We start from the raw sequence: 21,189 nt of genomic DNA on the forward strand, positions 1-21,189 counted from the left end.
AGTGTTATGGGCATGAGAAGCGCCCCCCGGGACGCACCCGGGAGGGCTCAGAGCAGCTCGGGAGCCTGCGGGTCGGCCGCGTCCGCCCGCAGCAGGCGCAGCACCGCCCGCGCCGCCCGCTCGTACGGGGCCTCCTCGTCGAAGAGCACGGCCTGCGAGTTGGCCGTCTCCAGCACCGCGACCAGGGTGAACACGAGGTCGTCCGGGTCGGCGCCGGGCCGCAGCCCGCCCGCCGCCGCGGCCTCCGCCACCGGGGCCAGCAGGAGGTCGCTCCACTCCCGCGCGCAGTCCGCCAGGGCGTCCCGGAGCGGGCCCGGCCGGGCGTCGAACTCGGCGGTGACCCCGAAGAAGAAGCAGCCGCCGGGGAAGACCCGGGCCCGCGAGTAGGCGAGCCAGCTCTCGCACAGCCGCCGGACCCGGGCCAGACCGGGGGCGGTGCCCTCGACCGGGGCGATCACGGCGTCGTAGAAGATCCGGCGGGCCGCCCGGACGGTGGCCAGCTGCAGCTCCTCCTTGGAGCCGAACCCGGCGAACACCCCGCTCTTGCTCAGCCCGAGGTCGTTCGCCAGCCGGCCGATCGACAGCGCCTCCAGCCCCTCGACCGAGGCGATCGCGACCGCGCGCCGGAGCACCGCACGGCGGGTCTCCTCACCGCGCTGCACCCGGCCGTCGGGGCGCCCTGTCGTGGCAGAACCGGCCACCGTCCATCCACCTCGGCTGTCGCTCGGGACGGGGGACCCCGTCGGGCGGAGCGCCGCCGGGCGGCCCACCGTCGGGGACACCCGCTGCGCCTGCGTCCCGCAAGGGTATAGCCGCCGCCGCACCCCGGCGGGCCCCCGCCGACGGGCGGGTGCGACAACGGGATGCGGCGGCGGGGTCCGGCGGCGGGCTCACTTGCCCGGCACCCCCAGGGCGGACGCCCGCAGCGCCGCCCGGGCCGGCAGGGCCGTGGCACCCAGCGCCAGCGCCGTGGCCACCGCCAGCACCCCGGCGTAGCCGGTCCAGCCCCAGGCCACCCCGGCCGTGCCGGTCATGCCCAGGCTGAAGGCGGTGAGCACCGCGACCGCGACCGCCGTGCCGGCCGCGACGCCGGTCACCACCACGGCGGCCGACTCCAGCCGCAGCATCCGCAGGACCTGCCGGCGGGTGGTGCCGGCCAGCCGCAGCAGGGCGAACTCGCGCCGGCGGTCGGCGGTGGCCATCGCCAGGGTGTTCACCACCGAGATGGCGGTGAAGCCGAGCACCAGGCCCATCCCGAGGTAGTTGGCCTCGGCACCGTTCTGCCGGGCCTCGGCCGCGATGCCGCCGGCCTGCGCCCGGTCGAGCAGCCGCACCCCGGGGAAGCCGGCGACCGCCGCGGTCAGCTGCTCCCGGGTGACCCGCGGGTCGGCGGCCACCAGGACGGCGGCGGCGAGCGGGTTGTCGACGTGCCCGGCGAGCACGGCGTGCGCGACCGTGACGTCCCCGAAGCCGAGGCCGCGGGCGTACACCGCCCGGACGGTCAGGGTGGCGGGAGTGCCGTCGCCGAGCACCAGCCGCACGGTGGAGCCGGGGTGCACCCCGAGCGCGCCCGCCGCCGTCCCGCTGACCGCGACGTCCCCGGTGCCGAAGCCGTCCAGCGTGCCCGCCGTCACCTCCGGGTCCCAGGTGGCCGTCAGGCCCTCGGGCGTGACGCCCTGGACGGTGTACTTCTCCAGGTCGATCCGGACGGAGCTGCGGAGCACCTCGGTCACCGCGGTGACGCCGGGCACCGCCCGGGCGGCCTGCGCCGCCGCACCGGGCACGCCGGGTGCGCTAGCGGCCAGCGTCCACGGGGCCCGGACGCCGTCCTCGGCCTGCCGGGCGGCCGCGCCGCCGAGGGTTGACTGGGTGAACAGCACGGTGCAGACCATCGCGGTGAGCAGGGACAGCGGAGCGGCCGCCGCCCCGACCCGGCGCGACTCGGCCCGCAGGTTGGCGGCGGCCAGGTGGCCGGTCACCGGGGAGAGCCGCAGCAGCCCGCCGAGGACGGCGGTGGCCGCCCGGGCCAGCACCGGGCCGAGCAGCGAGACGGCGACGGAGAGCACCACCACGGCGGCGAAGGTGACGGGCGTGGCGGCCTTCTCGGTGTCCAGCACGGCGAGCACCGCGACCAGGACGATGCCGCCGGCCAGGGTCAGCACGCCCGCCAGGGCCCGGCCCCAGCCGGTGCCGGGCGGCTCGACGGCGGCCTCGGAGAGCGCCCGGCCGGGCCGGATCCGGGAGGCCCGGCGGGCCGAGATCCGCGCGGCGGCCCAGCCGGCCAGCAGGGTCGCGAGCACCGCGGCGGCCATCGGGAAGACGCTCAGGGTGTGGTGCAGGGTGTCCGGAACCGCGCCGAGGTCGACGAAGCCGTCGTACAGCCACCGGCCGGCCGGCAGCCCGGCCACCGAACCCAGCAGGCCGGCGGCCAGGCCGAGCAGCAGCGCCTCGCCGCCGAGCAGCTTGCGCACCTGCCGGGGCGTCGCCGCCACGGCGCGCAGCAGGGCGATCTCCCGGGCCCGCTGCTGGATCGTCAGGGCGAACGTCCCGCTGACCACCAGGACGGCCACCAGCAGGGCGGTGCCGCCGATCGCGGCGCCCATGCTGACCAGCTTCACCCGGGCACCGGCGGCCTCCGGGAACTCCGCCTGCCCGCGGTCGGCGCCCCGGTGGACGACGGCGTGGTCAGCGGCCAGCACCGGGGCGAGCGCGCCGGCGAGCTTCGCCGGGTCGGTGCCGGGCGCGGGCAGCACGGCGATCGCGGAGACCAGCCCGGGCCGGGCGGCCAGCCGGGCGGCCTCGTCCGGGTGGAAGAACAGCGCGCTCTGCTCGGTGAGTCCGGTGCCCCGGGCGGCGGCGATGCCGGAGATCCGGTAGCCGGCCGGCGTCTGCGTGGAGCGGACGGTGAGCCGGTCGCCGACGTGCAGCCCGGCCCGCGCGGCCAGGCCCGCGTCGACCACCAGCTCGTCGGCGGCGCCCGGGGCGCGGCCCTCGGCCAGGGTGAACGGGGTCAGCGCGGCGGAGGCCCAGGAGTGCCCGTACCCGGGGAGCCGGTCGGCGGCCACCGGCTGCGCGGGGAAGGTGAGTTCGGGCACGACGGCGCGGACGCCCGGTACCGCCGCGATCCGGTCGGCCAGCCCGGCCGGCAGCCAGGCCCGCTCGGCGAGCGGCTTGGCCTTCTCCTTGGTCTTGGTCTTCCCGTTGCCCTTGTCCGTGACGACCGTCCGGTGCACCTGCTGGTCGGCGGCCACCACGAGGGAAGTCCCCGCGTACCGCTCGGTGCGGATCCCGCCGCGCAGGCCGGTCTCCAGCAGGGTGCCGCAGGCGGTGACGGTCAGGGCGGCGAAGAACAGGGCGACGAAGGCGCCGGCGAAGCTCGCCCGGCGGGTGCGCAGGCTCTGCAGGGCGTAGGAGAGCAGCATCAGAGCCACGCTCCCCGGCGGTGGGCGGGGCGGGCGGAGCGGCGGGCACCGGGCGGTTTCGTCATGCCCACAGGCTTTCGCGGACGGGCACCCGGACGCAGTGCGGCCGCCCGGCCGATCAGGGCGGGGGTTAACCCCCGTCGGCCGCTACGGCTCGCCCAACACGCCTTCCAGCAGGGCAGCCTGAGCCAGCAGCAGCTCGTCGGCCCCGGCCGCGCCGACCACCTGGAGGCCCAGCGGCAGACCGTCCGCGGTCACCCCGGCCGGCAGGCTGAGCGCGGGCAGCCCGAGGTGGCTCCAGGGCAGCGACATCGTGGCGTCCCCCGTGCCGGCCAGGCCGTACGGGGCCGGCCCGGTCGCGGAGGGGGCCAGCAGCAGGTCGATCCCGGCCCGCTCGACCTCCCCGGCGACGCGTTCGCGCAGGTGCTCGCGGGCGTGCAGCGCCGCCGCGTGGTCCTCCGGGGCCACCGCCCGGCCCTGCCGGATGCCGGCCACCGTCTCCGGCCGGTAGAGGCCGCCGAACCGGGCGAACCAGTCGGCGTGCGTGCGGGCCAGTTCGAAGCGGTTGATCGTGCGGGACTGCCGGGTCAGCACGTCGATGTCGGGCAGCAGGTCGATCCGGCGCACCGTCAGCCCGGCTGCGGCGAACCGCTCCAGCTGCTCCTCGAAGGCCTGCCGCGCGAGCGGCCCGGCCTGCTCCAGGTAGCGGCCGGCGGGGACGCCGAGGACGGGCGGCGGGCCGGCCGGCGCGGGCCGCCAGTCGTCGCACAGCAGTGGCGCCGCGAGCGCCGCACCGGCGAGGTCGGTGGTGAACAGGCCCACGGTGTCGTAGCTCGGCACGTTCGGGATCACCCCGGTCACCGGGATCCGCCCGAACGTCGGCCGGTAGCCGACCACCCCGCAGTACGCGGCGGGGCGGACCACCGAGCCGACCGTCTGGGTGCCGATCGCCAGCGGCACCAGCCCGACCGCGACGGCCGCCGCCGAACCGCTGCTGGAGCCGCCGGGGGTGTGGGCGGGGTGGTGCGGGTTCCGGGTCGGCCCGGGGGCGCTGCCGGCGAACTCCGCGGTGACCGTCTTGCCGGCCACCAGCGCGCCCGCGGCCCGCAGCCGGTCCACCACGGCGGCCTGCGGGCCGGCCAGCACGCCCGGGGGCAGCGCCGAGCCGGCGTGGGTGGGCAGGCCGTCGACGTGGACGACGTCCTTGACGCCGACCGGCACCCCGTACAGCGGCGGGGCGGCCGCCGGGTCGGGGTGGCGGCCGGCCAGCGCGCGGGCCTCGGCGTGCAGGCGGGCGGGCCGGCCCGGCTCGGGCACGAAGGCGTGCACCAGCGGGTCGACCTGCTCGATCCGGGCGCAGAGGCGGTCGACGCGGGCGGCCAGGACGGCGCGGGCGGGCGGGCCGGCGGGGCCGGTCCGCAGCCCGGCCGCCTCACGGACGAGCGACCGCGGCCGGACGTCCGGATGCTCCATTCCCGCCACGGTAGCCCCGGTTCACGGGTGTTCGGTGGCCAGGTACGGCGTCTCGCGCAGGTAGTAGGCGCCACAGGTGTGGCAGCAGAGTTCGCGGGTCTTGCCCCACTCCGCCGCATCGCGCAGCGGCGCGTCCGCGTCCAGGTCCCGGCCGCACATGGCGACGGCCTCGGAGCCGCGGACCATGTGCCAGAGCCTCACCCCGGCGGCCGGGCCGCCGTCGCCGTACTCGGCGCGCATCTGGTGCATCATCTCCCCATCGTCCGGCGGCCGCCCGGCCCCGGCAACCGGGGGAGGCGTGGGGCCCGCGGGGGCTCCGCGGTCAGGCCGGGCTGCCGTGCAGCCGCAGCCGGGCGATGCCGCCGTCCGGGAAGACGTCCAGCCGGACGTGGGTGGCCGGCCGGGGCGTGTCCAGCACCAGGCGGTGCACGGCGTCGGGCTGGAGTGCCGTCCGCGGCAGCAGCTCGAACCACTCCTGCGGGTCCGCGGCCTGCTCGTCCCGCCCGTACAGCGCGGCCCAGCCGGCCGCGTTGCCGACGTAGTAGCCGGTGTCGATCTCCACGGCGCGGATCGCGCCGCGCCCGGCCAGCCGGAGCCGGACCCAGTCGTGGCCGTCGTCGCGGCGCCGGCGGTTCTCCCAGCCGTCGCCCATGGCCCGGGACCGGCCGGGCAGCGCGAGGTTGGCCGGGGGCGAGAAGAAGCGGTCCGAGGCGTCCTCGACGGCGCCGCCGTTCTCCAGCGCGGCGAGGTCGAAGGTGCCGAGTGCGGCCAGCCAGACGGCGTCCGGGCGGGCCTCGCCGTGCACCCGCAGCCGGGCGATGCCGCCGTCGGGGTACTGGCTGAGCCGCAGGTGGGTGAAGCGGCGGCCGCTCTCGACGGCGAAGCCATTGGCGGCGTGGCCGCGCACCGGCGAGCGGGGCACCAGCGGGTGCCAGACGGTGGAGTCGGCGAGCAGTTCCCCGGGGCCCGGGGTGCCGGGGAGCTCGGCGCCTTCGAGGCCGATCTGCTGCGGGTGGTTGCCGCGGAAGTGCGCGGTGTCCACGACCACGCCGTGCACGACCCCCGGCACGCCCAGCCGGATCAGCGCCCAGTCGCGGTCGTCCGCGGCGGGGTGCGGACGGTCGGTGCCGGTGCCGCGGCGCCGGCGGGTCTCCCAACCGTCCATGATCTGGCCCTTGTTGCCGAAGGTGTGCGGGCGGAACTCGGCGGGCTCGGGCAGCAGGAGGTTCTCCCGCTCGGCGAAGAGTTCGTCGTTGGCGGCGATCACCGCGCCGCCGAGCCGGCGGTCGGCCAGGTCGGTCAGCGCGGTGAAGGCGAACTCGCCGGAGCGGTAGTCGGCGTAGGGGTTGCCGCCCGCGTAGGGCAGCGCGGCGGCGTCGGGCAGGGTCCTGGGGGTGTCGTCGGTGGCCATGCGTCCACGATGGCCCTGCCGAACACATCAGGTCCATCACAAAGAACTGAGCAAAACGTTCAGTCCGACTGAACGGTTGCCGCGACCTCGGCCAACGCGGCCAGCACCCGGCGCACCGGCGGCGTCCGCTCCGTCCCGGCCCGGACGGCCGCGACCACCCGGCGGGTCGGCAGATCGGCGGGCAGCGCCCGGACCACCGCCCCGCCGCCGCGCCCCGCCGAGGCCAGCCGGGGCACCAGCGCCACCCCGAGGCCGGCGGCGACCATCGCCAGGATCGCCGTCCAGTCCGCCGCGGTGTGCGCCCGCTCGGGGACGAAGCCCGCGTCGGCACAGGCCGCCAGGGTGATCTCCTGCCACGGCCCGGCGGCGCCGTAGATCCACGGCTCGTCGGCGAGGTCCGCCAGCCGCAGCCCCGGCACACCGGCCCGCGGGTGGTCCGGCGGCAGCGCCACGTCCAGCGGGTCGCTGAGCAGCACCGACCGGACGAACCGCGGGTCGCCGCCGGCCGGCTGCACGGCGAGCGACAGCGCCAGGTCGACGTCGCCCGCGGCCAGCAGCCCGTACGCCGCCTCCGCCTCCGCCTCCACCACCCGCACCACCAGCCCCGGTGCGGCCTCCCGCAGCCGGGTGACCGCCGGCACGAGCAGCCCGCCGATCGCGGTGGCGAACGCGCCCACCCGCACCTCGCCCGCCTCGCCGTGCAGGTAGCCGGCGAGCTCCGCCTCGGCCCGCTCCAGCTGCCCGAACACCAGCTCCGCGTGGCGCAGCACCAACCGGGCCGCGCTGGTCAGCCGCACCCGCCGGCCGTACGGCTCCAGCATCGGCGCGCCGAGCTGCCTGGCCAGCGCCGACACCTGCTGCGAGACCGCCGACGGCGAGAGCCGGAGCCGCTCGGCCGCCGCCGTCACCGTGCCGCACTCGTCGACCGCCCGGAGCACCCGCAGCCGCCGGAGATCCCACTCACCCACCGCGCCCATCGCGCCAGGGTAGAGCGCCCGGCCCGCCGGGCACGCCCCCGGGCGCGGCGGATCCGGCTCCGTCCCGCCTCCGGTATCGGAGTTGACTGGGCCAATCCCCGGGCCAACACTGAGCGGTGCGTGCGCTTCGTAGTCTGCATTCATCGGACGTACCGGGGGAACGGATGCACCAGCTCAGTGAATTGACGCATGATCACCTCGACCGGCTCCGGATCGCGGCGGACCGCACCAAGGGTCTGAGCCGGCGCCGGGCCGAGGTGCTGGACCTGATCGGCAAGGACTTCTCCAACCAGGAGATCGCCGCACTGCTGCAGATCGAGGAACGGACCGTGAAGGCGCACACCGCCGCCCTCTTCGAACAGCTGGGCGTCGGCTCGCGGATCCAGCTCGCCCAGGCCGCCCTGCTCTGCCGGCTGGAGGACTGTACCTGAGGACACTGGCGCCCCTCCGGGGCTGATGTTGTGATGGCAACGCCCCTTCGGGTAGCTACAACTTCCGCTCCACAGTCGAGAGATGGGATCCAGCATGCTCAAGTCCCGTGCGGGACGGGTGGCCTCGGTGGCGGTCGCCGCCACGGCCGCGCTCGCCCTCAGCGCCGGCAGCGCCAGCGCGCTGTACGTCAGCGACTACAACACGGCCGCGAACATCCGGCAGACCCAGTGGACCAACTCCGCCATCAACGGCGTCGGCTACCCGGGTCACGGCACCAACTCCTGGTGCTGGGTGCACGGTTCGTCCGTCGGCACCGGCAACGACGTCTGGGACAGCAACACCGACCGGGCCACCGGCGTCTGGGGCTACACGTACGAGTCCTACATCGCCGGCGCCTACACCGGTCAGACGACCGTCTGCTGATCCACCCCGTCCGTCGCGGCCCTCTTCGCCCCACCGGTAATGGGGCGAAGAGGGCCGCGGCCCGAGGATATCCGGCCCGGACCGCCGACCACCGGCTCCGGCCCCGCCGCCCGGCCCATCACACCACCGAGGGACAGCCTTGAGGTTCAACCGTCGTCACGCCCTGGTCCTCTGCGCCGCCGGGCTCGCGCTGCTCACCGGCTGCTCCTCCGCGGGCACCGCCGGCACCGGCACCGGCACCGGAGCCGGCGGCGCGCCGGCACCCGCACCGGCCGTGACCGCGACCCCCACCCCGACCTCGCTGACCGAGACCCAGCAGCTCCCGCTGCGCGCCTACGCGGCCTCCCCGCAGGAGCTGACCGCCCTGTCCAAGGCCCAGGGCCTGCTGACCCAGGACTGCATGAAGCGGCTCGGCTTCACCAGCTGGACGCCGGCCGCCGGCGACCTGCCCAAGGTGCCCAAGGAGGACGTCCCGACCGCCTACGGCTTCCTCGACGAGGCCCAGGCGGCCACCTACGGCTTCCACCAGCCGAGCACCGTGGGCCGGGAGAAGCCCAACACCGGGCCGATGAACCCGGCCGAGTTCAGCGCGCTGTCCGGCCTGAAGTCGACCACCGGCGGCGAACCGGCCGGCGGCAACATCCCGCCCGGCGGCTGCACCGGCGAGGCCGAGCAGAAGCTGAAGAGCGACAGGGCGACCGCCGGCGACATCTACGGCGAGCTGACCGGCCAGGCCGACAGCCGGACCAAGTCCGACAACCGGGTCGCCGCCGCCGTCACCGAGTGGGCCGCCTGCATGAAGCAGAAGGGCTACGTCTACAGCGACCCGGAGAGCCTCGCCAACGAGGCCTGGGGGACGACCGTGACGCCGCGGGAGATCGAGACCGCCAAGGCCGACGTCGCCTGCACCAAGCAGACCAACCTGTCCGGGATCGCCCTCGGCGTCCGGACGGCCATCCAGAAGCAGCTGATCGACCAGCACGACGGCGAGCTCAAGGCCTACCGCGCCGGGGTCCAGGCCCAACTCGACAAGGCGGCGGCGGTCCTGCGGGAGCGCGGCCAGTGAGTGGCGCCGCCCGAGCGGGCCGCGGCACCCGCGGCCTGCTCGCCGCCCTGGCGGCCGCCGCCCTGCTGGCCGCCGCGGGCTGCGCCGGCGACTCCGCGGCCGCCCCGGACGGCGCCACCGCCACCGGCCCGCACGGCGAGCCGCTGATCGCGCTCACCGACGACGTCCGGCAGCCCTACCTCTCCTACTGGGACGACTACGTGCGCGTCTTCCGGGCCGCCGACCCGCAGGCCCCCGGCCTGGAGGGGCACGCCGACGAGCCGAACCTGTCGATCCTGCGCGCCTCGCTGCAGCAGCTCCGGCAGGACGGGCAGCGGATGCAGGGCGACGTCCGGCACCGGCTGCTCGGCATGCAGGTCAGGGGCGAGCTCTACCAGGTCTACGACTGCGTGGACCTCGACTCCTGGCGCATCACCGACGCCGCCACCGGCCGGGAGACCGACCAGGTCGGCCGGCGCCCGGAGCAGCTCGCCGTCATGACGATGCGGCAGGTCGACGGCCGGTGGAAGGTCACCGACGTCCAGCGGCCGGTGCCCTGTCCGTCCGCCTCCCCCGCCGCGGCGCCGTCCGGCACCGGCTGAGCCCGCCCGCGGGGCCCGCCCGGGCTCAGGACGCGCGCAGCAGGGCGCCGTCCTGCCAGGTGAGGATCTTGTCGAAGCTGACGATCGCGCCGCGCAGCGGATGGTTGCGGAGCTGGACGTGGTCGGTCAGGGCGTGGATGAGGAAGAGACCGCGGCCGGACTCGGCCGTGAGGTCGGGGAGGGCGTCCGGATCGACCGGGCGCAGCACCGGCGGCACCGCGGCCGGGCGGCAGGGCGGCAGCACGTGGGTGTCGTAGGGGCGCCCCTCGCGCCGGGGCCGGTGCGCGGTGAGGACGGGGCCGGGCACGCTGGCCCGGCCGCGCCGGCTGCGGCGGGGTGCCCGGCCGGCCGGTACGGGGCCGCCCGCGGCCGCCGGGCGGGCCGCCGGGGCGGCCGGGCGGCGCAGCGGGAACGGCCCGGGCGCCGGAGCGGCGGGCGCCGCAGCGGCGGGGGCGGTGCCGAGCCCGGGCCCGGAGTCGGTCACCTCGATCCGCAGCAGGTCGCCGCTGATCGCCGCGGTGACCTGGAAGCCGTCGTCCGGCCGGCCGCAGGCGCCGTGCTCGACGGCGTTGGCGCACGCCTCGCTGAGCGCGACGCCGAGGTCGTGGGCGACCTGCGGGTCGACGCCCGCCGTCGCCATCGCGCCGAGCAGGATGCGCCGGGCCAACGGAACGCTGGCCGGGTCGCGCTTGAGGTGCAGAGTCCACCAGATGTCCACGGGAGGTCCCTCCTGGCTGCGGCTCCACATATAACGAGGTATCTCCGGGCGATCCCGCGGTGAACCGTGCCGGGGGCCCGCCACCGCCCGTTCGGCGGATGGACTGGGGCCGTGGTGTGTGCCGAGCGGCGCACACCGGGGGCCGCACGCCGGGCCGAACGGGGTACTCGTAGGGATTTCCCACCCTGCCCGTGCCGGGCCCGTGAGCGATGAGATGATGGGCCCCGCCATGACTGCCCACGCCGCCGCCCCGCACCCGGGCGCCCCCGCACCGGACGCGCCGGTGGGGGCCGCCGCCTGGGACCTGCGGCTTGCGCGGGCCGTGCCGTTCGCCCTGGTCTGCACGCTGATCGCGGCCGCCGGGCACGCCCTGGCCGGCGGCGGGAACGTGGCCCCGGCAGCACTCGCGACCGGCTTCGGGGCCGTCCTGGTGCTCGCCGTGGCCTTCGGCGGGCGCGAGCGCTCGCTCGGCGCCATCGCCGGTGCGCTCGGCGCGGGCCAGCTCGGCCTGCACTGCCTCTTCCACGCCTTCGGCGGCCACGCCGCCACGGCGGCCGGCGCGATGGCCGGCATGCACCACGGCGGCGCCGGCGGCTCCGGTCCGCTGACCCTGCCGCAGGTGGCCGGCCGGCTGATCTGCAACGAGGCCCGCCCCGGCACCCTGGCCGGGCTGCCCGGCAACCCGTCCGCCGAGCAACTGGTCTCCAGTGCGGGGCTGGACCCGAAGGCCTTCGCCGTCGCGCCCTGGTGGCAGGACGGCCTGTTCGGCATGACGGCGTCGATGCTCGCGGGCCACCTCGCCGCCGCCCTGGTGGCCGGCTGGTGGCTGCGGCGCGGCGAGGCCGCGCTCTGGCGGCTGCTGCGGATCACCGCCTCGGCCGCCCGGGAGCGCTGGGCCACGCCGCTGCGGACGGTGCTGGCGCTGGCCGCCGCCCTGCTGCGCGGTCTGCTCGGGACGCCCGGACCGGCCCGCCGGTTCGGCGCGCGCGGCGGGGAGAGCCCGCTGCCGGGCGGAGCCCTGCTGCGGCACAGCGTGGTGCGGCGGGGACCGCCGGCCGGGGCCCTCGCGTACTGACCCCGCTCCCGGTACCCCCACACGTACCGGGCCCGGGTCCACGCGACCGCCGAGCCGCCCCGCACTCCCGCGAGGCCGCGGCTCACCCTCGTCCCCACGCCGCGCGGCCCCGCCGGGGCACGGACCACCGTGCCCGGGAGCGGGCCTGCGCCGAGCCTCCGAACGGAGACCCGAACACCATGCGTTCCCTTCCCGCCCGTCGCCTCGCCGCCGTCGCCCTCACCGCCGCCACCACCGTCGTGGTGCTGGCCGGCCCGGCCTTCGCGCACGTCACCGTGAACCCGGGCAGCGCCCCGCAGGGCGGCTACACCGCCGTCGACTTCCGGGTGCCGAACGAGAACGACACCGCCTCCACCGTGAAGCTGGAGGTCAACCTGCCGATGGACCACCCGCTGGCCTCGGTCCGGACGCTCCCGCTGCCGGGCTGGACCGCCACCGTCGAGAAGGCCAAGCTCGACAAGCCGATCAAGGTGCACGGCAACGACGTCAACGAGGCCGTCTCCAAGATCACCTGGACCGCGGACGCGGGCACCAAGATCGCCCCCGGCCAGTTCCAGGAGTTCCGCCTCTCGCTCGGCCCGCTGCCGACCGACACCGAGAAGCTGACCTTCAAGGCGCTGCAGAGCTACGACAACGGCGACGTCGTCCGCTGGATCGACGAGGCCAAGGACGGCCAGCCCGAGCCGGCCAAGCCCGCCCCCGTACTCACCCTGACCAAGGCCACCTCGGACGACGGCCACGGCGTCACCGCCTCCGCCTCCGCCGCCCCGGCCGCCGACGGCCACGGCCACGACAGCGGCGCCAAGAGCGAGGCCGCCGCCGACACGAAGTCCAGCGACTCCACCGCCCGCGTGCTCGGCGTGGTCGGCATCGTGGTCGGCGTGATCGGCACCGCGTTCGGCATCCTCGGCCTGCGCCGCCGCAGCTCGGCCTCCTGACCCGCCACCGGCGGGGCCGCCCCCCGCGCCGCACCCCGGCCCGGGGGCGGCCCCGCCGGTGATCCACCGCGCACGATCGGAACCCCCATGGCCCGCTCCCCCCGCACCGCCCGTCTGGCCGGTGCCGCCGCCGTCGCCCTCGCCGCGGCCCTGACCCTGACCGCCTGCGGCTCCGACGGGGGCGGCACCGGCCCCGCCAAGGTCACCCGGCAGACCTCCGACTCGCCGTACGAAGGCACCGTGCTCGGCAAGAACTTCGAGAAGCCCGACCTCCAGCTGACCGACACCGCCGGCCGCCCGTACGACCTGCGGCAGCAGACCAGCGGCAGGAGCACCCTGCTCTTCTTCGGCTACACCAGCTGCCCGGACGTCTGCCCCACCACCATGGGCGACATCGGCGTGGCGATGAAGAAGCTCTCCGCCGAGGAGCGGCAGAAGGTCAACGTCGTCTTCGTCTCCACCGACCCGCAGCGCGACACCCCGCAGGTGCTGCGCAGCTGGCTGGACTCGATGGGCACCGACTTCATAGGCCTCACCGGTGACCTCGCCAAGGTGAAGACGGCGGCCAAGTCGCTCGGCATCCTGATCGAGGACCCGGTGGTCAACTCCGACGGCACGGTCACCTCCACGCACGGCGCCCAGGTGCTGGCCTTCCTGCCCTCCGACGACAAGGCGCACGTCCTCTACCTCAGCGGCACCGAGGAGAAGACGTACGAGCACGACCTGCCGCTGCTCGCCAAGGGAGTGCCGGCATGAGGAGCACCGGCGCCCTCGGCTTCCGCCGCACCGCACTGGCGGGAGCGGCGCTGGCGACGGCACTGGGCGGCGGCGCCATCCTGGCCGCCTGCGGCGCGGGCGGCCAGGACGGCGCCGCCGACGGTCCGGCCCGGCTGAGCGTCGCCGACTCCTACATCCCGCTGCCCCCGGCGGGCGGGATGGCGGCCGGCTACCTGACCGTGCGCAACGACGGCGGCCCCGACCAGCTGGTCAAGGTCTCCAGCCCGGGCGCCGGCTCGGTCACCATGCACCGCTCCACCGCCTCCACCATGGAGCAGGTCGAGCGGCTCGACGTCCCGGCGCACGGCGCGTTGCAGCTCGCCCGCGGCGGCACCCACCTCATGATCATGGGATGGCAGAAGGCCCCCGCCCTCGGCGAGGAACTCGAACTCGACCTGACCTTCGCCCGGACCGGCACCATCTCGGTCAAGGTGCCGGTCAAGGAGCTCACCTACCGCCCCGGCCAGAGTTGAGGGACCGCGAGATGCCGAAGGCCATCCACCGCAGAATCGCCGGACTGCTCGGCGTCCTCGGCGCCGTCCTCGCGCTGATGCTCGCCGGCGCCGGACCGGCCGCCGCGCACGCCACGCTGCAGTCCACCGACCCGGCTCAGAACTCGGTCGTCGCCACCGCGCCGCAGAGCATCACGCTGACCTTCAGCGAGTCGGTGTCGCTCTCCGGCGACTCGGTGCGGGTGCTCGACCCGGCCGGCAAGGCGGTCGACGCCGGCAACCCGGCCCACGCCGACGGCAAGGACAACACCGCCCGGGTCGGGCTGAACAGCGGCCTCGCGGGCGGCACCTACACGGTGGCCTGGCGGGCCGTCTCGGAGGACTCGCACCCCATCGGCGGGGCGTTCACCTTCTCCATCGGTGCCCCCTCGGACACCTCCGTCTCGGCCACCGCGCTGAACGGCGCCGAGGCCGACCCCGTGGTCGCCGCCCTCTACGGCACCGGGCGGACGGTCGCGTACGGGGCGTTCGCGCTGCTGGCCGGCGCGGCCGCGTTCGTGCTGCTCTGCTGGCCGGCCGGGGCGGCGCAGCGCGCGGTGCAGCGGCTGCTGATGAGCGGGTGGGTGGCGCTGCTGGTGTCCACCGTCGCGGTGCTGATGCTGCGCGGCCCGTACGAGCGGGGCTCCGGCCTCGGGCAGGCCTTCGACCTGTCGCTGGTGCGCGCCACGCTGGACGAGCGGATCGGCACCGCGCTGGCGGCCCGGCTGCTGCTGCTCGCGGCGAGCGGGGTGTTCCTGTCGCTGCTGGTCGGGCAGCTCGGGCAGCCGGCCCGGCCCGCCCCGGCCGGTGCGGGTTCGGGTACGGGTGCGGACACCGGCGCCGAGGACGGCTCCGACGCCGAGGAGGCGGAGCTGCGCCGGCTGGAGCGGCGCGCCGCCGAGCGGCCGGAGCGCGAGGCCCGGCTCGGCCTGGGGGTGGCCGGACTCGTGCTGGCCGTCGCCCTCTCGGCGACGTGGGTCGGCGCCGACCACGCCTCGGTGGGCATCCAGGTCTGGCTGGCGCTGCCGCTCGGCATGCTCCACCTGATCGCGATGGCGTTCTGGCTGGGCGGCCTGGCGGCCATGCTGGTCGGCCTGCGGCACGGGATCGGCGCGGCCGTCGCCGAGCGCTTCTCCAAGGTCGCCTTCGGCGCGGTCGCGGTGCTCACCGTCACCGGCGTCTACCAGTCCTGGCGCGGCCTCGGCAGCTGGGGCGCCCTGACCGGCACCGAGTACGGGCGGCTGCTGCTGCTGAAGACCGGCTGCGTGGTCGCGATGCTCGGCGTCGCCTGGATCTCCCGCGCCTGGCTGACCCGGCTGCGGGCCGCCCCGGAGGAGGCCGACGCCGTCGCCCCGGCCGAGCTGCCGGAGCCGGTCGCCGTCGCCGCCCGCTCCGACGACCCCGTCCGGCAGGCCCAGCTGGCCCGCCAGCAGGCCGCCCGGGAGAGCGCCGGCCGGGACCGCACGCTCACCCCGACCCGGGCCGGGCTGCGCCGCTCCGTCCTGGTCGAGGCGCTGGTCGCGGTGGCCGTCCTAGTGGTCACCACGATGCTCACCAACTCCCCGCCCGGCCGGGTGGCCGGCGAGATCGCGGCCGGGACGGGGGCCAACGGCGCCGCCGCCGCACCCGCCCCGGGAGCGCCCGCCCCGCAGACCGTGCCCGGCCAGAACATGGAGCTGAAGCTCCCGTACGACACCAAGGGCCGCACCCCGAACGCCAAGGGCACCGCGACGGTCACCCTCAACCCGGCCCGGACCGGCCCCAACGAGGTGCACCTCGCGCTGGACGGCACGGACGGCAAGCCGGTCGAGGTGCCCGAGGTGGAGCTCGCCTTCACCCTGCCGGACCGCGACCTCGGCCCGCTGCCGGTCACGCTGACCTCCGACGGCCCCGGCCGCTGGAGCGGCACGGCCCAGCTGCCGCTGGCCGGCAACTGGGTGGTCTCGGTGCAGGTGCGCTCCTCGGACATCGACCAGAGCACCGAGATCAAGCCGCTGAAGATCGGGTGACCGCGATGGACCGCACCACGAGCACCGCACCCGCCGGGCAGCCGGAGGCCGCGGCCGGCCGCCCGCGCGGCGGCGTCACCCGGCGGGCCCTGCTGGGCACGGCCGGCGCCGGGCTGGTGGTCGGCGCCGGCGCCGGGGTGGCGGGGGCGGTCGCGCTGGACCGGGCTCCGGCCGCCGGGACGGCCACCGCCGCGGGCGGCACCCTCGGCGCGGCCCGGCTGCCGTTCCACGGGGAACACCAGGCCGGCATCCTCGACCCGCAGCAGGCCCGCGTCCAGCTGGCCGCCTTCGACCTGGCCGGCGGGGCCGGCCGGGACGCACTGCGGTCGCTGCTGCAGCGCTGGTCCCGGACGGCCGCCCGGCTGACCGCCGGCGAGCCGGCCGAGGAGTTCGAGAACCAGGTCGCGCTGGACGCCGGCCCGTGCTCGCTCTCCCTCACCTTCGGCTTCGGAGCCACCCTGTTCGACAAGGCCGGGCTGGCCGACCGCCGGCCGGCCGCGCTGGAGCCGCTGCCCGCCTTCCCCGCCGACGCCCTCGACCCGGCCCGCGGCGACGGCGACCTGTTCGTCCAGATCGGCGCCGACGACGCGCTGGTCGCCGTGCACGCCCTGCGGGTGCTCCAGCGCCAGGCGGCCGGCACCGCGGCGCTGCGCTGGCAGGCGGCCGGCTTCGCCCGCACCCCCGGCGCGACCGCGCACCCGGTGACCGGCCGCAACCTGATGGGCCAGATCGACGGCACCAACAACCCCCGGCCGGGCGAGGACGGCTTCGCCGGCAAGGTGTTCTGCGCCGCCGGGGGCGGACAGCCCGACTGGCTGGCCGGCGGCTCCTACCTGGTGTTCCGGCGGATCCGGATGCTGCTGGACAGCTGGGAGGCGCTGCCGCAGGACCGCCAGGAGCGGGTGATCGGGCGCCGGAAGGCCGACGGCGCCCCGCTCTCCGCACCGGCCGGCGCCGCCGAGAACACCCCGGTGGACCTCGCCGCGCAGGGCCCGGACGGCACCCTGGCGATCCCGGCCGACGCCCACGTCCGGGTCGCGGCACCGGCCGCCAACGGCGGGGCGGCGATGCTGCGGCGCGGCTTCTCGTACCACGACGGCCTGCTGGCCGACGGCTCCCCGGACGCCGGGCTGCTCTTCCTCGCCTTCCAGTCCGACCCGCGCACGGGCTTCACTCCCGTCCAGCGCAAGCTCTCCCGCGGCGACGGCCTCTCCCGCTTCCTGCGGCACGAGGCGAGCGGCCTGTACGCCGTCCCGCCGGGCGCACCGGACGGCGGGTACGTGGGGCAGACGCTGCTGGACTGAGGCGGCCCCGGCCGGCCGGCACCCCGCACCGGCCTGCACCCTGCACCCTTGCACCCCGCACCGGCCGGGAACGGTCGGAAGCGGTCGGGAACGGTCGGGAACGAGGTCGGACCGGCCGCCCGTTCCGGCCGGGTGCGGCCCTGCCGGGCGGGGCGCTGCCCACGGGCCGGAAGGGCGGTCCGGGGTGCGGGGCGGAGTGGTTAAGGTGGCCGGGGGCTCTCTGACAACTCCTGGGCCCGGTACCCCTTTCGCTTGGAGGCGCGGCATGTCGGCGACCCGCTACACCTACCTCGGCCCGGCGGGCACCTTCACCGAGGCCGCGCTGCGCACCCTGCCCGAGGCGGCGACCCGCGAGCTGGTCCCGCTGGCCTCGGTGCCGCTGGTGCTGGACGCGGTGCGCGCCGGTGAGGCCAGCGGCGCGTTCGTGCCGGTCGAGAACTCGGTCGAGGGCGCCGTCACCGCGACCAACGACGAACTCGCCTCCGGCACACCGCTGATGATCTACCGTGAGGTGCTGCTGCCGATCTCCTTCGCGCTGCTGGTCCGGCCCGGCACGGAGCTGGCCGGCATCGAGACGGTCACCAGCCACCCGGTGGCCCAGCCGCAGGTGCGCCGCTGGCTGGCCGCCAACCTGCCGCAGGCGCGGTGGGAGTCCTCCGCCTCCAACGCCGACGGCGCCCGGCTGGTCGCCGAGGGGCGTTTCGACGGCGCGTTCGCGGGCGAGTTCGCGGCGCCGATCTACGGCCTGGACCCGCTGGTCAAGGACATCGCCGACGCGGCCACCGCGACGACCCGGTTCATCCTGGTCGGCCGGCCCGGGCGGGTCTCCTCGCCGACCGGCGCGGACAAGACCTCGATGGTGGTCTGGCTGCCGGACGACCACCCGGGTGCGCTGCTGGAGCTGCTCCAGGAGTTCGCGGTGCGCGGGGTGAACCTGATGCGGATCGAGTCCCGGCCGACCGGCGAGGGGCTCGGCAGCTACTGCTTCCTCATCGACTGCGAGGGGCACCTCACCGACCGCCGGGTGAGCGAGGCGCTGATGGGTCTGCGGCGGATCTGCCCGCAGGTGCGTTTCCTCGGGTCCTATCCGCGGGCCGACCAGCAGGCCTCCCGGCACCAGCGGCCGGGCACCTCGGACGCCGATTTCAGCGAGGCGGCCGACTGGCTCTCCCGCTGCCTCGACGGCCGCGGCGACATCTGACGACCGGGGCGACATCCCCGCGACGGCTTTTGTCTTCCTGACCTTTTCCGACCGTTTTCGACCATGCCCGGACGGCGGGGCGGGTGACCCTCCCCGTCGTCCACAGGCCCCCCGCCGCCGGAACCGGCTGTCCACAGGGGCATCCACTGTCCACAGGCCGAAGTTATCCACAGGCCTGGGGACGAGTCGACAAACCGGTATAGCCACTGCGGGTTTCGGTCGGATCGTCGGTTAGCGTCGCAGAGATGACTAATCGGACCAGAGTCACCCGTGTGCCAGCAAATCACCTGTCCGAGTGCTTCAATTCCCTCACCCGGGAAGGTCAAATGAGGTTTGAAACCTCAATTCCCTGGTTCTGTTCCCCGTCCACCCCGACAGCCCGGCCGTCCACAGCCCGCCGGGCCGGCCTGTGGACAACCGGCCGCGGCGATATCCCCGGCCGGAGTTATCCACAGGCCGGGCCGAGTTATCCCCAGGGGAAAACCGGTACCGGTGGACGGGCCCCCGCCCGGTAGGCTTGGGCCCGTGATTGACCTTCGCCTGCTTCGTGAGGACCCTGACCGAGTGCGCGCCTCGCAGCGCGTCCGTGGCGAGGACGTCGACCTGGTCGACGCCCTCCTCTCCGCCGACGAACGGCGCCGGTCCTCGGGCAGTCGCTTCGACGAGCTGCGCAACGAGCAGAAGACGCTCGGCAAGCAGGTCGCCAAGGCCCAGGGCGACGAGAAGGCCGCCCTGCTCCTGCGCACCAAGGACCTGGCCGCCGAGGTCAAGGCCGCCGACGCCGAACAGGGCGTGGCCAAGGAGGAGGCCGAGCGCCTGCTCCGGTCGCTGGCGAACCTCATCGACCCGGCCGCCCCGGTCGGCGGCGAGGAGGACTTCGTCACCCTGGAGGAGATCGGCACCCCGCGCGACTTCGCCGCCGAGGGCTTCGAGCCCCGCGACCACGTCGAGCTGGGGCAGATCCTCGGCGCGATCGACACCGAGCGCGGCGCCAAGGTCGCCGGCGCGCGGTCCTACTACCTGACCGGTCCCGGTGCGCTGCTGGAGCTCGCCCTGGTCAACATGGCGATCGCACAGGCCACCGCGGCCGGCTTCATCCCGATGATCACCCCGGCCCTGGTCCGCCCGGCCGCCATGGACGGCACCGGCTTCCTCGGCCAGGCCGCCGAGAACGTCTACTTCCTCGAAGAGGAGGAGCGCTACCTCGTCGGCACCAGCGAGGTCCCGCTCGCGGCGTACCACATGGACGAGATCATCGACGCCGAGAAGCTGCCGCTGCGGTACGCCGGCTACTCGTCCTGCTTCCGCCGCGAGGCCGGCACCTACGGCAAGGACACCCGCGGGATCATCCGCGTCCACCAGTTCGAGAAGGTGGAGATGTTCGTCTACACCACGCCCGAGGACGCCGAGAACGAGCACCGCCGTCTGCTCCAGTGGGAGAAGGACTTCCTGAACGCCCTGGAGCTGCCGTACCGGGTGATCGACGTCGCCTCCGGCGACCTCGGCTCCTCGGCCGCGCGCAAGTTCGACATCGAGGCGTGGATCCCGACCCAGGGCAAGTACCGCGAGGTCACCTCGACCTCGAACACCACCGAGTACCAGTCCCGCCGGCTCTCCATCCGGATGCGCGAGGAGGGCAAGGTCCGCCCGCTGGCCACGCTGAACGGCACCCTGGTCGCCGTCCCGCGCACCATCGTGGCGATCCTGGAGAACCACCAGCAGGCCGACGGCTCGGTCGTCGTGCCGGAGGCGCTCCGGCCCTTCCTCGGCGGGCGCACCGTCCTCGCCCCCGTCGAGTAGCACCCGCTCCACCACCCCGAAAGCAACTCCCGGGAGACGCACGGCCCATGAGCAGCATCAGCCCCAGCCCCGTCTCCCCCGCCGACGGTGGCGGCCTGCCCTTCCGGCTGGTCGCCACCGATCTCGACGGCACCCTGCTGACCGGCGAGGAGACCGTCTCCGCCCGCACCCGCGCCGCCCTGGCCGCGGCCACCGGCGCCGGGGCGCTCCACATCATCGTCACCGGCCGCTCGGCCGCCTGGGCCCGGCCGGTCTTCGACGAGATCGGCTACCGGGGGATAGCGGTCTGCGGTCAGGGCGCCCAGGTCTACGACGCGGGCGCGCACAAGCTGCTCACCTCGCTCACCCTCGACCGCCGGCTGGCCGCCCTGGCGGTCGCCAAGATCGAGGCGGAGACCGGCCCGTTGGCCGTCGCCGCCAGCCAGGACGGCCTGGACGGCGACGTGCTGGCCGGCCCCGGGTACGAGCTGCTGATCGGCTCCGACCTGCCGGTGGTCCGGGTCGCCGCCGACGAACTGCTCGGCGCCCCGGTCAGCAAGCTCTACATCCAGCACCGCGGGCTGACCGACGACGCCCTCGCCGAGGCCGCCCGGCGCGTGGCCGGTGACCTGGTCGGCGTCGTCATGGCCGGCCCCGGCATCGTCGAACTGCTGCCGCTCGGCCTCTCCAAGGCCACCGGCCTGGCCGTCGCCGCCCGCCGGCTGGGCGTGAAGGCCGCCGACACCATCGCCTTCGGGGACATGCCCAACGACGTCCCGATGTTCGGCTGGGCCGCGTACGGCGTCGCGATGGCCAACGCGCACCAGGAGCTCCTGGCGGTCGCCGACGAGGTCACCGTCAGCAACGACGAGGACGGCGTCGCCGCCGTCCTGGAGCGGCTCTACCCGGCCCGGTGAACGGCCGGCCGCTCCCCGGCCGGACCCCGCACCCGCCCTCCGGTCGTTCCGGCGGCACCCGGATGCTGACCGTCCGGGAAAGAGTTTGTATGCTCCGCTGAAGCTCCGCGTCTCCTGGTGCGGTGCTTCTGTGCGGTGCTCCCGGCGGACCCGGGCCGTACCCCCGGACCCGTCACAGGATTGCTGCTTCCGCCG

General features: G+C 75.9%; 20 protein-coding genes. 13 read left to right on the forward strand and 7 right to left on the reverse strand.

Annotated features, from left to right (window positions below; translation table 11 throughout):
* Nucleotides 1-47: 47 nt before the first annotated feature.
* The 6 genes from OH807_RS20515 to OH807_RS20540 form a co-directional block, all read right to left on the reverse strand.
* A complete protein-coding gene (locus OH807_RS20515) occupies nucleotides 48-701 on the reverse strand; it encodes a TetR/AcrR family transcriptional regulator (RefSeq protein ID WP_406200872.1) in 654 nt (217 codons plus the stop codon).
* 189 nt (nucleotides 702-890) lie between these two features.
* Nucleotides 891-3,422, reverse strand: coding sequence for an ABC transporter permease (locus OH807_RS20520; RefSeq protein ID WP_406200874.1), 2,532 nt, complete (start codon nucleotides 3,420-3,422; stop codon nucleotides 891-893).
* Between the two features lie 147 nt (nucleotides 3,423-3,569).
* Nucleotides 3,570-4,895, reverse strand: coding sequence for an amidase (locus tag OH807_RS20525; RefSeq protein ID WP_406200876.1), 1,326 nt, complete (start codon nucleotides 4,893-4,895; stop codon nucleotides 3,570-3,572).
* A 21-nt stretch (nucleotides 4,896-4,916) separates the two neighbouring features.
* Complete coding sequence (locus OH807_RS20530; RefSeq protein WP_406200878.1) at nucleotides 4,917-5,147, reverse strand: hypothetical protein; 231 nt, start codon at nucleotides 5,145-5,147, stop codon at nucleotides 4,917-4,919.
* Nucleotides 5,148-5,217: 70 nt separating this feature from the next.
* The gene (gene alc / locus OH807_RS20535; protein WP_406200880.1) at nucleotides 5,218-6,306 is read right to left on the reverse strand and encodes an allantoicase; all 1,089 of its coding nucleotides are present in this window, start codon (nucleotides 6,304-6,306) and stop codon (nucleotides 5,218-5,220) included.
* A 59-nt stretch (nucleotides 6,307-6,365) separates the two neighbouring features.
* Nucleotides 6,366-7,274: a LysR family transcriptional regulator gene (locus OH807_RS20540; RefSeq protein ID WP_406211094.1), complete on the reverse strand. Its 909-nt coding sequence runs from the start codon at nucleotides 7,272-7,274 to the stop codon at nucleotides 6,366-6,368.
* A 191-nt stretch (nucleotides 7,275-7,465) separates the two neighbouring features.
* Between OH807_RS20540 and OH807_RS20545 the strand changes: the two genes are divergently transcribed.
* From OH807_RS20545 to OH807_RS20560, 4 genes are all read left to right on the forward strand, one after another.
* On the forward strand, nucleotides 7,466-7,714 hold the full coding sequence (locus tag OH807_RS20545) for a LuxR C-terminal-related transcriptional regulator (RefSeq protein ID WP_406200883.1): 249 nt from the start codon (nucleotides 7,466-7,468) through the stop codon (nucleotides 7,712-7,714).
* A gap of 82 nt (nucleotides 7,715-7,796) precedes the next feature.
* Nucleotides 7,797-8,138 (forward strand): hypothetical protein, encoded by a 342-nt coding sequence (locus OH807_RS20550; protein ID WP_406200886.1) that lies wholly within the window; start codon nucleotides 7,797-7,799, stop codon nucleotides 8,136-8,138.
* Between the two features lie 139 nt (nucleotides 8,139-8,277).
* The gene (locus OH807_RS20555; RefSeq protein ID WP_406200888.1) at nucleotides 8,278-9,204 is read left to right on the forward strand and encodes a hypothetical protein; all 927 of its coding nucleotides are present in this window, start codon (nucleotides 8,278-8,280) and stop codon (nucleotides 9,202-9,204) included.
* A complete protein-coding gene (locus OH807_RS20560) occupies nucleotides 9,201-9,785 on the forward strand; it encodes a hypothetical protein (RefSeq protein WP_406200891.1) in 585 nt (194 codons plus the stop codon). The genes OH807_RS20555 and OH807_RS20560 overlap by 4 nt, the downstream gene beginning before the upstream one ends.
* 25 nt (nucleotides 9,786-9,810) lie before the next feature.
* Here OH807_RS20560 and OH807_RS20565 read toward each other — a convergent pair whose 3' ends face one another.
* Nucleotides 9,811-10,503: an ATP-binding protein gene (locus OH807_RS20565; RefSeq protein WP_406200893.1), complete on the reverse strand. Its 693-nt coding sequence runs from the start codon at nucleotides 10,501-10,503 to the stop codon at nucleotides 9,811-9,813.
* A gap of 229 nt (nucleotides 10,504-10,732) precedes the next feature.
* Here OH807_RS20565 and OH807_RS20570 point away from each other — a divergent pair, with 229 nt between their 5' ends.
* From OH807_RS20570 to OH807_RS20610, 9 genes are all read left to right on the forward strand, one after another.
* The gene (locus OH807_RS20570) at nucleotides 10,733-11,578 is read left to right on the forward strand and encodes a hypothetical protein (protein ID WP_406200895.1); all 846 of its coding nucleotides are present in this window, start codon (nucleotides 10,733-10,735) and stop codon (nucleotides 11,576-11,578) included.
* 179 nt (nucleotides 11,579-11,757) lie between these two features.
* The gene (locus OH807_RS20575) at nucleotides 11,758-12,516 is read left to right on the forward strand and encodes a YcnI family protein (RefSeq protein WP_406200896.1); all 759 of its coding nucleotides are present in this window, start codon (nucleotides 11,758-11,760) and stop codon (nucleotides 12,514-12,516) included.
* A gap of 87 nt (nucleotides 12,517-12,603) precedes the next feature.
* Nucleotides 12,604-13,272 (forward strand): SCO family protein, encoded by a 669-nt coding sequence (locus OH807_RS20580; RefSeq protein WP_406200898.1) that lies wholly within the window; start codon nucleotides 12,604-12,606, stop codon nucleotides 13,270-13,272.
* Nucleotides 13,269-13,766, forward strand: coding sequence for a copper chaperone PCu(A)C (locus tag OH807_RS20585; protein WP_406200900.1), 498 nt, complete (start codon nucleotides 13,269-13,271; stop codon nucleotides 13,764-13,766). The genes OH807_RS20580 and OH807_RS20585 overlap by 4 nt, the downstream gene beginning before the upstream one ends.
* Nucleotides 13,767-13,777: 11 nt before the next feature.
* Nucleotides 13,778-15,793, forward strand: coding sequence for a FixH family protein (locus OH807_RS20590; protein WP_406200903.1), 2,016 nt, complete (start codon nucleotides 13,778-13,780; stop codon nucleotides 15,791-15,793).
* 5 nt (nucleotides 15,794-15,798) lie between these two features.
* Nucleotides 15,799-17,097 (forward strand): iron uptake transporter deferrochelatase/peroxidase subunit, encoded by a 1,299-nt coding sequence (efeB, locus tag OH807_RS20595; protein WP_406200905.1) that lies wholly within the window; start codon nucleotides 15,799-15,801, stop codon nucleotides 17,095-17,097.
* A gap of 265 nt (nucleotides 17,098-17,362) precedes the next feature.
* On the forward strand, nucleotides 17,363-18,298 hold the full coding sequence (gene pheA, locus OH807_RS20600; protein ID WP_406200907.1) for a prephenate dehydratase: 936 nt from the start codon (nucleotides 17,363-17,365) through the stop codon (nucleotides 18,296-18,298).
* 525 nt (nucleotides 18,299-18,823) lie between these two features.
* A complete protein-coding gene (gene serS / locus OH807_RS20605) occupies nucleotides 18,824-20,098 on the forward strand; it encodes a serine--tRNA ligase (RefSeq protein ID WP_406200909.1) in 1,275 nt (424 codons plus the stop codon).
* Nucleotides 20,099-20,145: 47 nt separating this feature from the next.
* On the forward strand, nucleotides 20,146-20,994 hold the full coding sequence (locus OH807_RS20610; protein WP_406200912.1) for an HAD family hydrolase: 849 nt from the start codon (nucleotides 20,146-20,148) through the stop codon (nucleotides 20,992-20,994).
* Nucleotides 20,995-21,189 lie beyond the last annotated feature (195 nt).

The sequence above is a fragment of the Kitasatospora sp. NBC_01560 genome (assembly GCF_045208415.1).
In the GTDB taxonomy this organism is placed as follows: Bacteria; Actinomycetota; Actinomycetes; order Streptomycetales; family Streptomycetaceae; genus Kitasatospora.

Excerpts from the sequence above, each read along its gene's own strand:
- OH807_RS20530 (WP_406200878.1), bottom strand. The coding sequence starts at position 5,147 with ATGATGCACCAGATGCGCGCCGAGTACGGCGACGGCGGCCCGGCCGCC.
- OH807_RS20580 (WP_406200898.1), top strand. The coding sequence starts at position 12,604 with ATGGCCCGCTCCCCCCGCACCGCCCGTCTGGCCGGTGCCGCCGCCGTC.
- pheA (WP_406200907.1), top strand. The coding sequence starts at position 17,363 with ATGTCGGCGACCCGCTACACCTACCTCGGCCCGGCGGGCACCTTCACC.
- OH807_RS20575 (WP_406200896.1), top strand. The coding sequence starts at position 11,758 with ATGCGTTCCCTTCCCGCCCGTCGCCTCGCCGCCGTCGCCCTCACCGCC.
- OH807_RS20610 (WP_406200912.1), top strand. The coding sequence starts at position 20,146 with ATGAGCAGCATCAGCCCCAGCCCCGTCTCCCCCGCCGACGGTGGCGGC.
- OH807_RS20585 (WP_406200900.1), top strand. The coding sequence starts at position 13,269 with ATGAGGAGCACCGGCGCCCTCGGCTTCCGCCGCACCGCACTGGCGGGA.
- OH807_RS20520 (WP_406200874.1), bottom strand. The coding sequence starts at position 3,422 with ATGCTGCTCTCCTACGCCCTGCAGAGCCTGCGCACCCGCCGGGCGAGC.
- OH807_RS20590 (WP_406200903.1), top strand. The coding sequence starts at position 13,778 with ATGCCGAAGGCCATCCACCGCAGAATCGCCGGACTGCTCGGCGTCCTC.
- OH807_RS20570 (WP_406200895.1), top strand. The coding sequence starts at position 10,733 with ATGACTGCCCACGCCGCCGCCCCGCACCCGGGCGCCCCCGCACCGGAC.
- alc (WP_406200880.1), bottom strand. The coding sequence starts at position 6,306 with ATGGCCACCGACGACACCCCCAGGACCCTGCCCGACGCCGCCGCGCTG.
- OH807_RS20550 (WP_406200886.1), top strand. The coding sequence starts at position 7,797 with ATGGGATCCAGCATGCTCAAGTCCCGTGCGGGACGGGTGGCCTCGGTG.
- efeB (WP_406200905.1), top strand. The coding sequence starts at position 15,799 with ATGGACCGCACCACGAGCACCGCACCCGCCGGGCAGCCGGAGGCCGCG.
- OH807_RS20525 (WP_406200876.1), bottom strand. The coding sequence starts at position 4,895 with ATGGAGCATCCGGACGTCCGGCCGCGGTCGCTCGTCCGTGAGGCGGCC.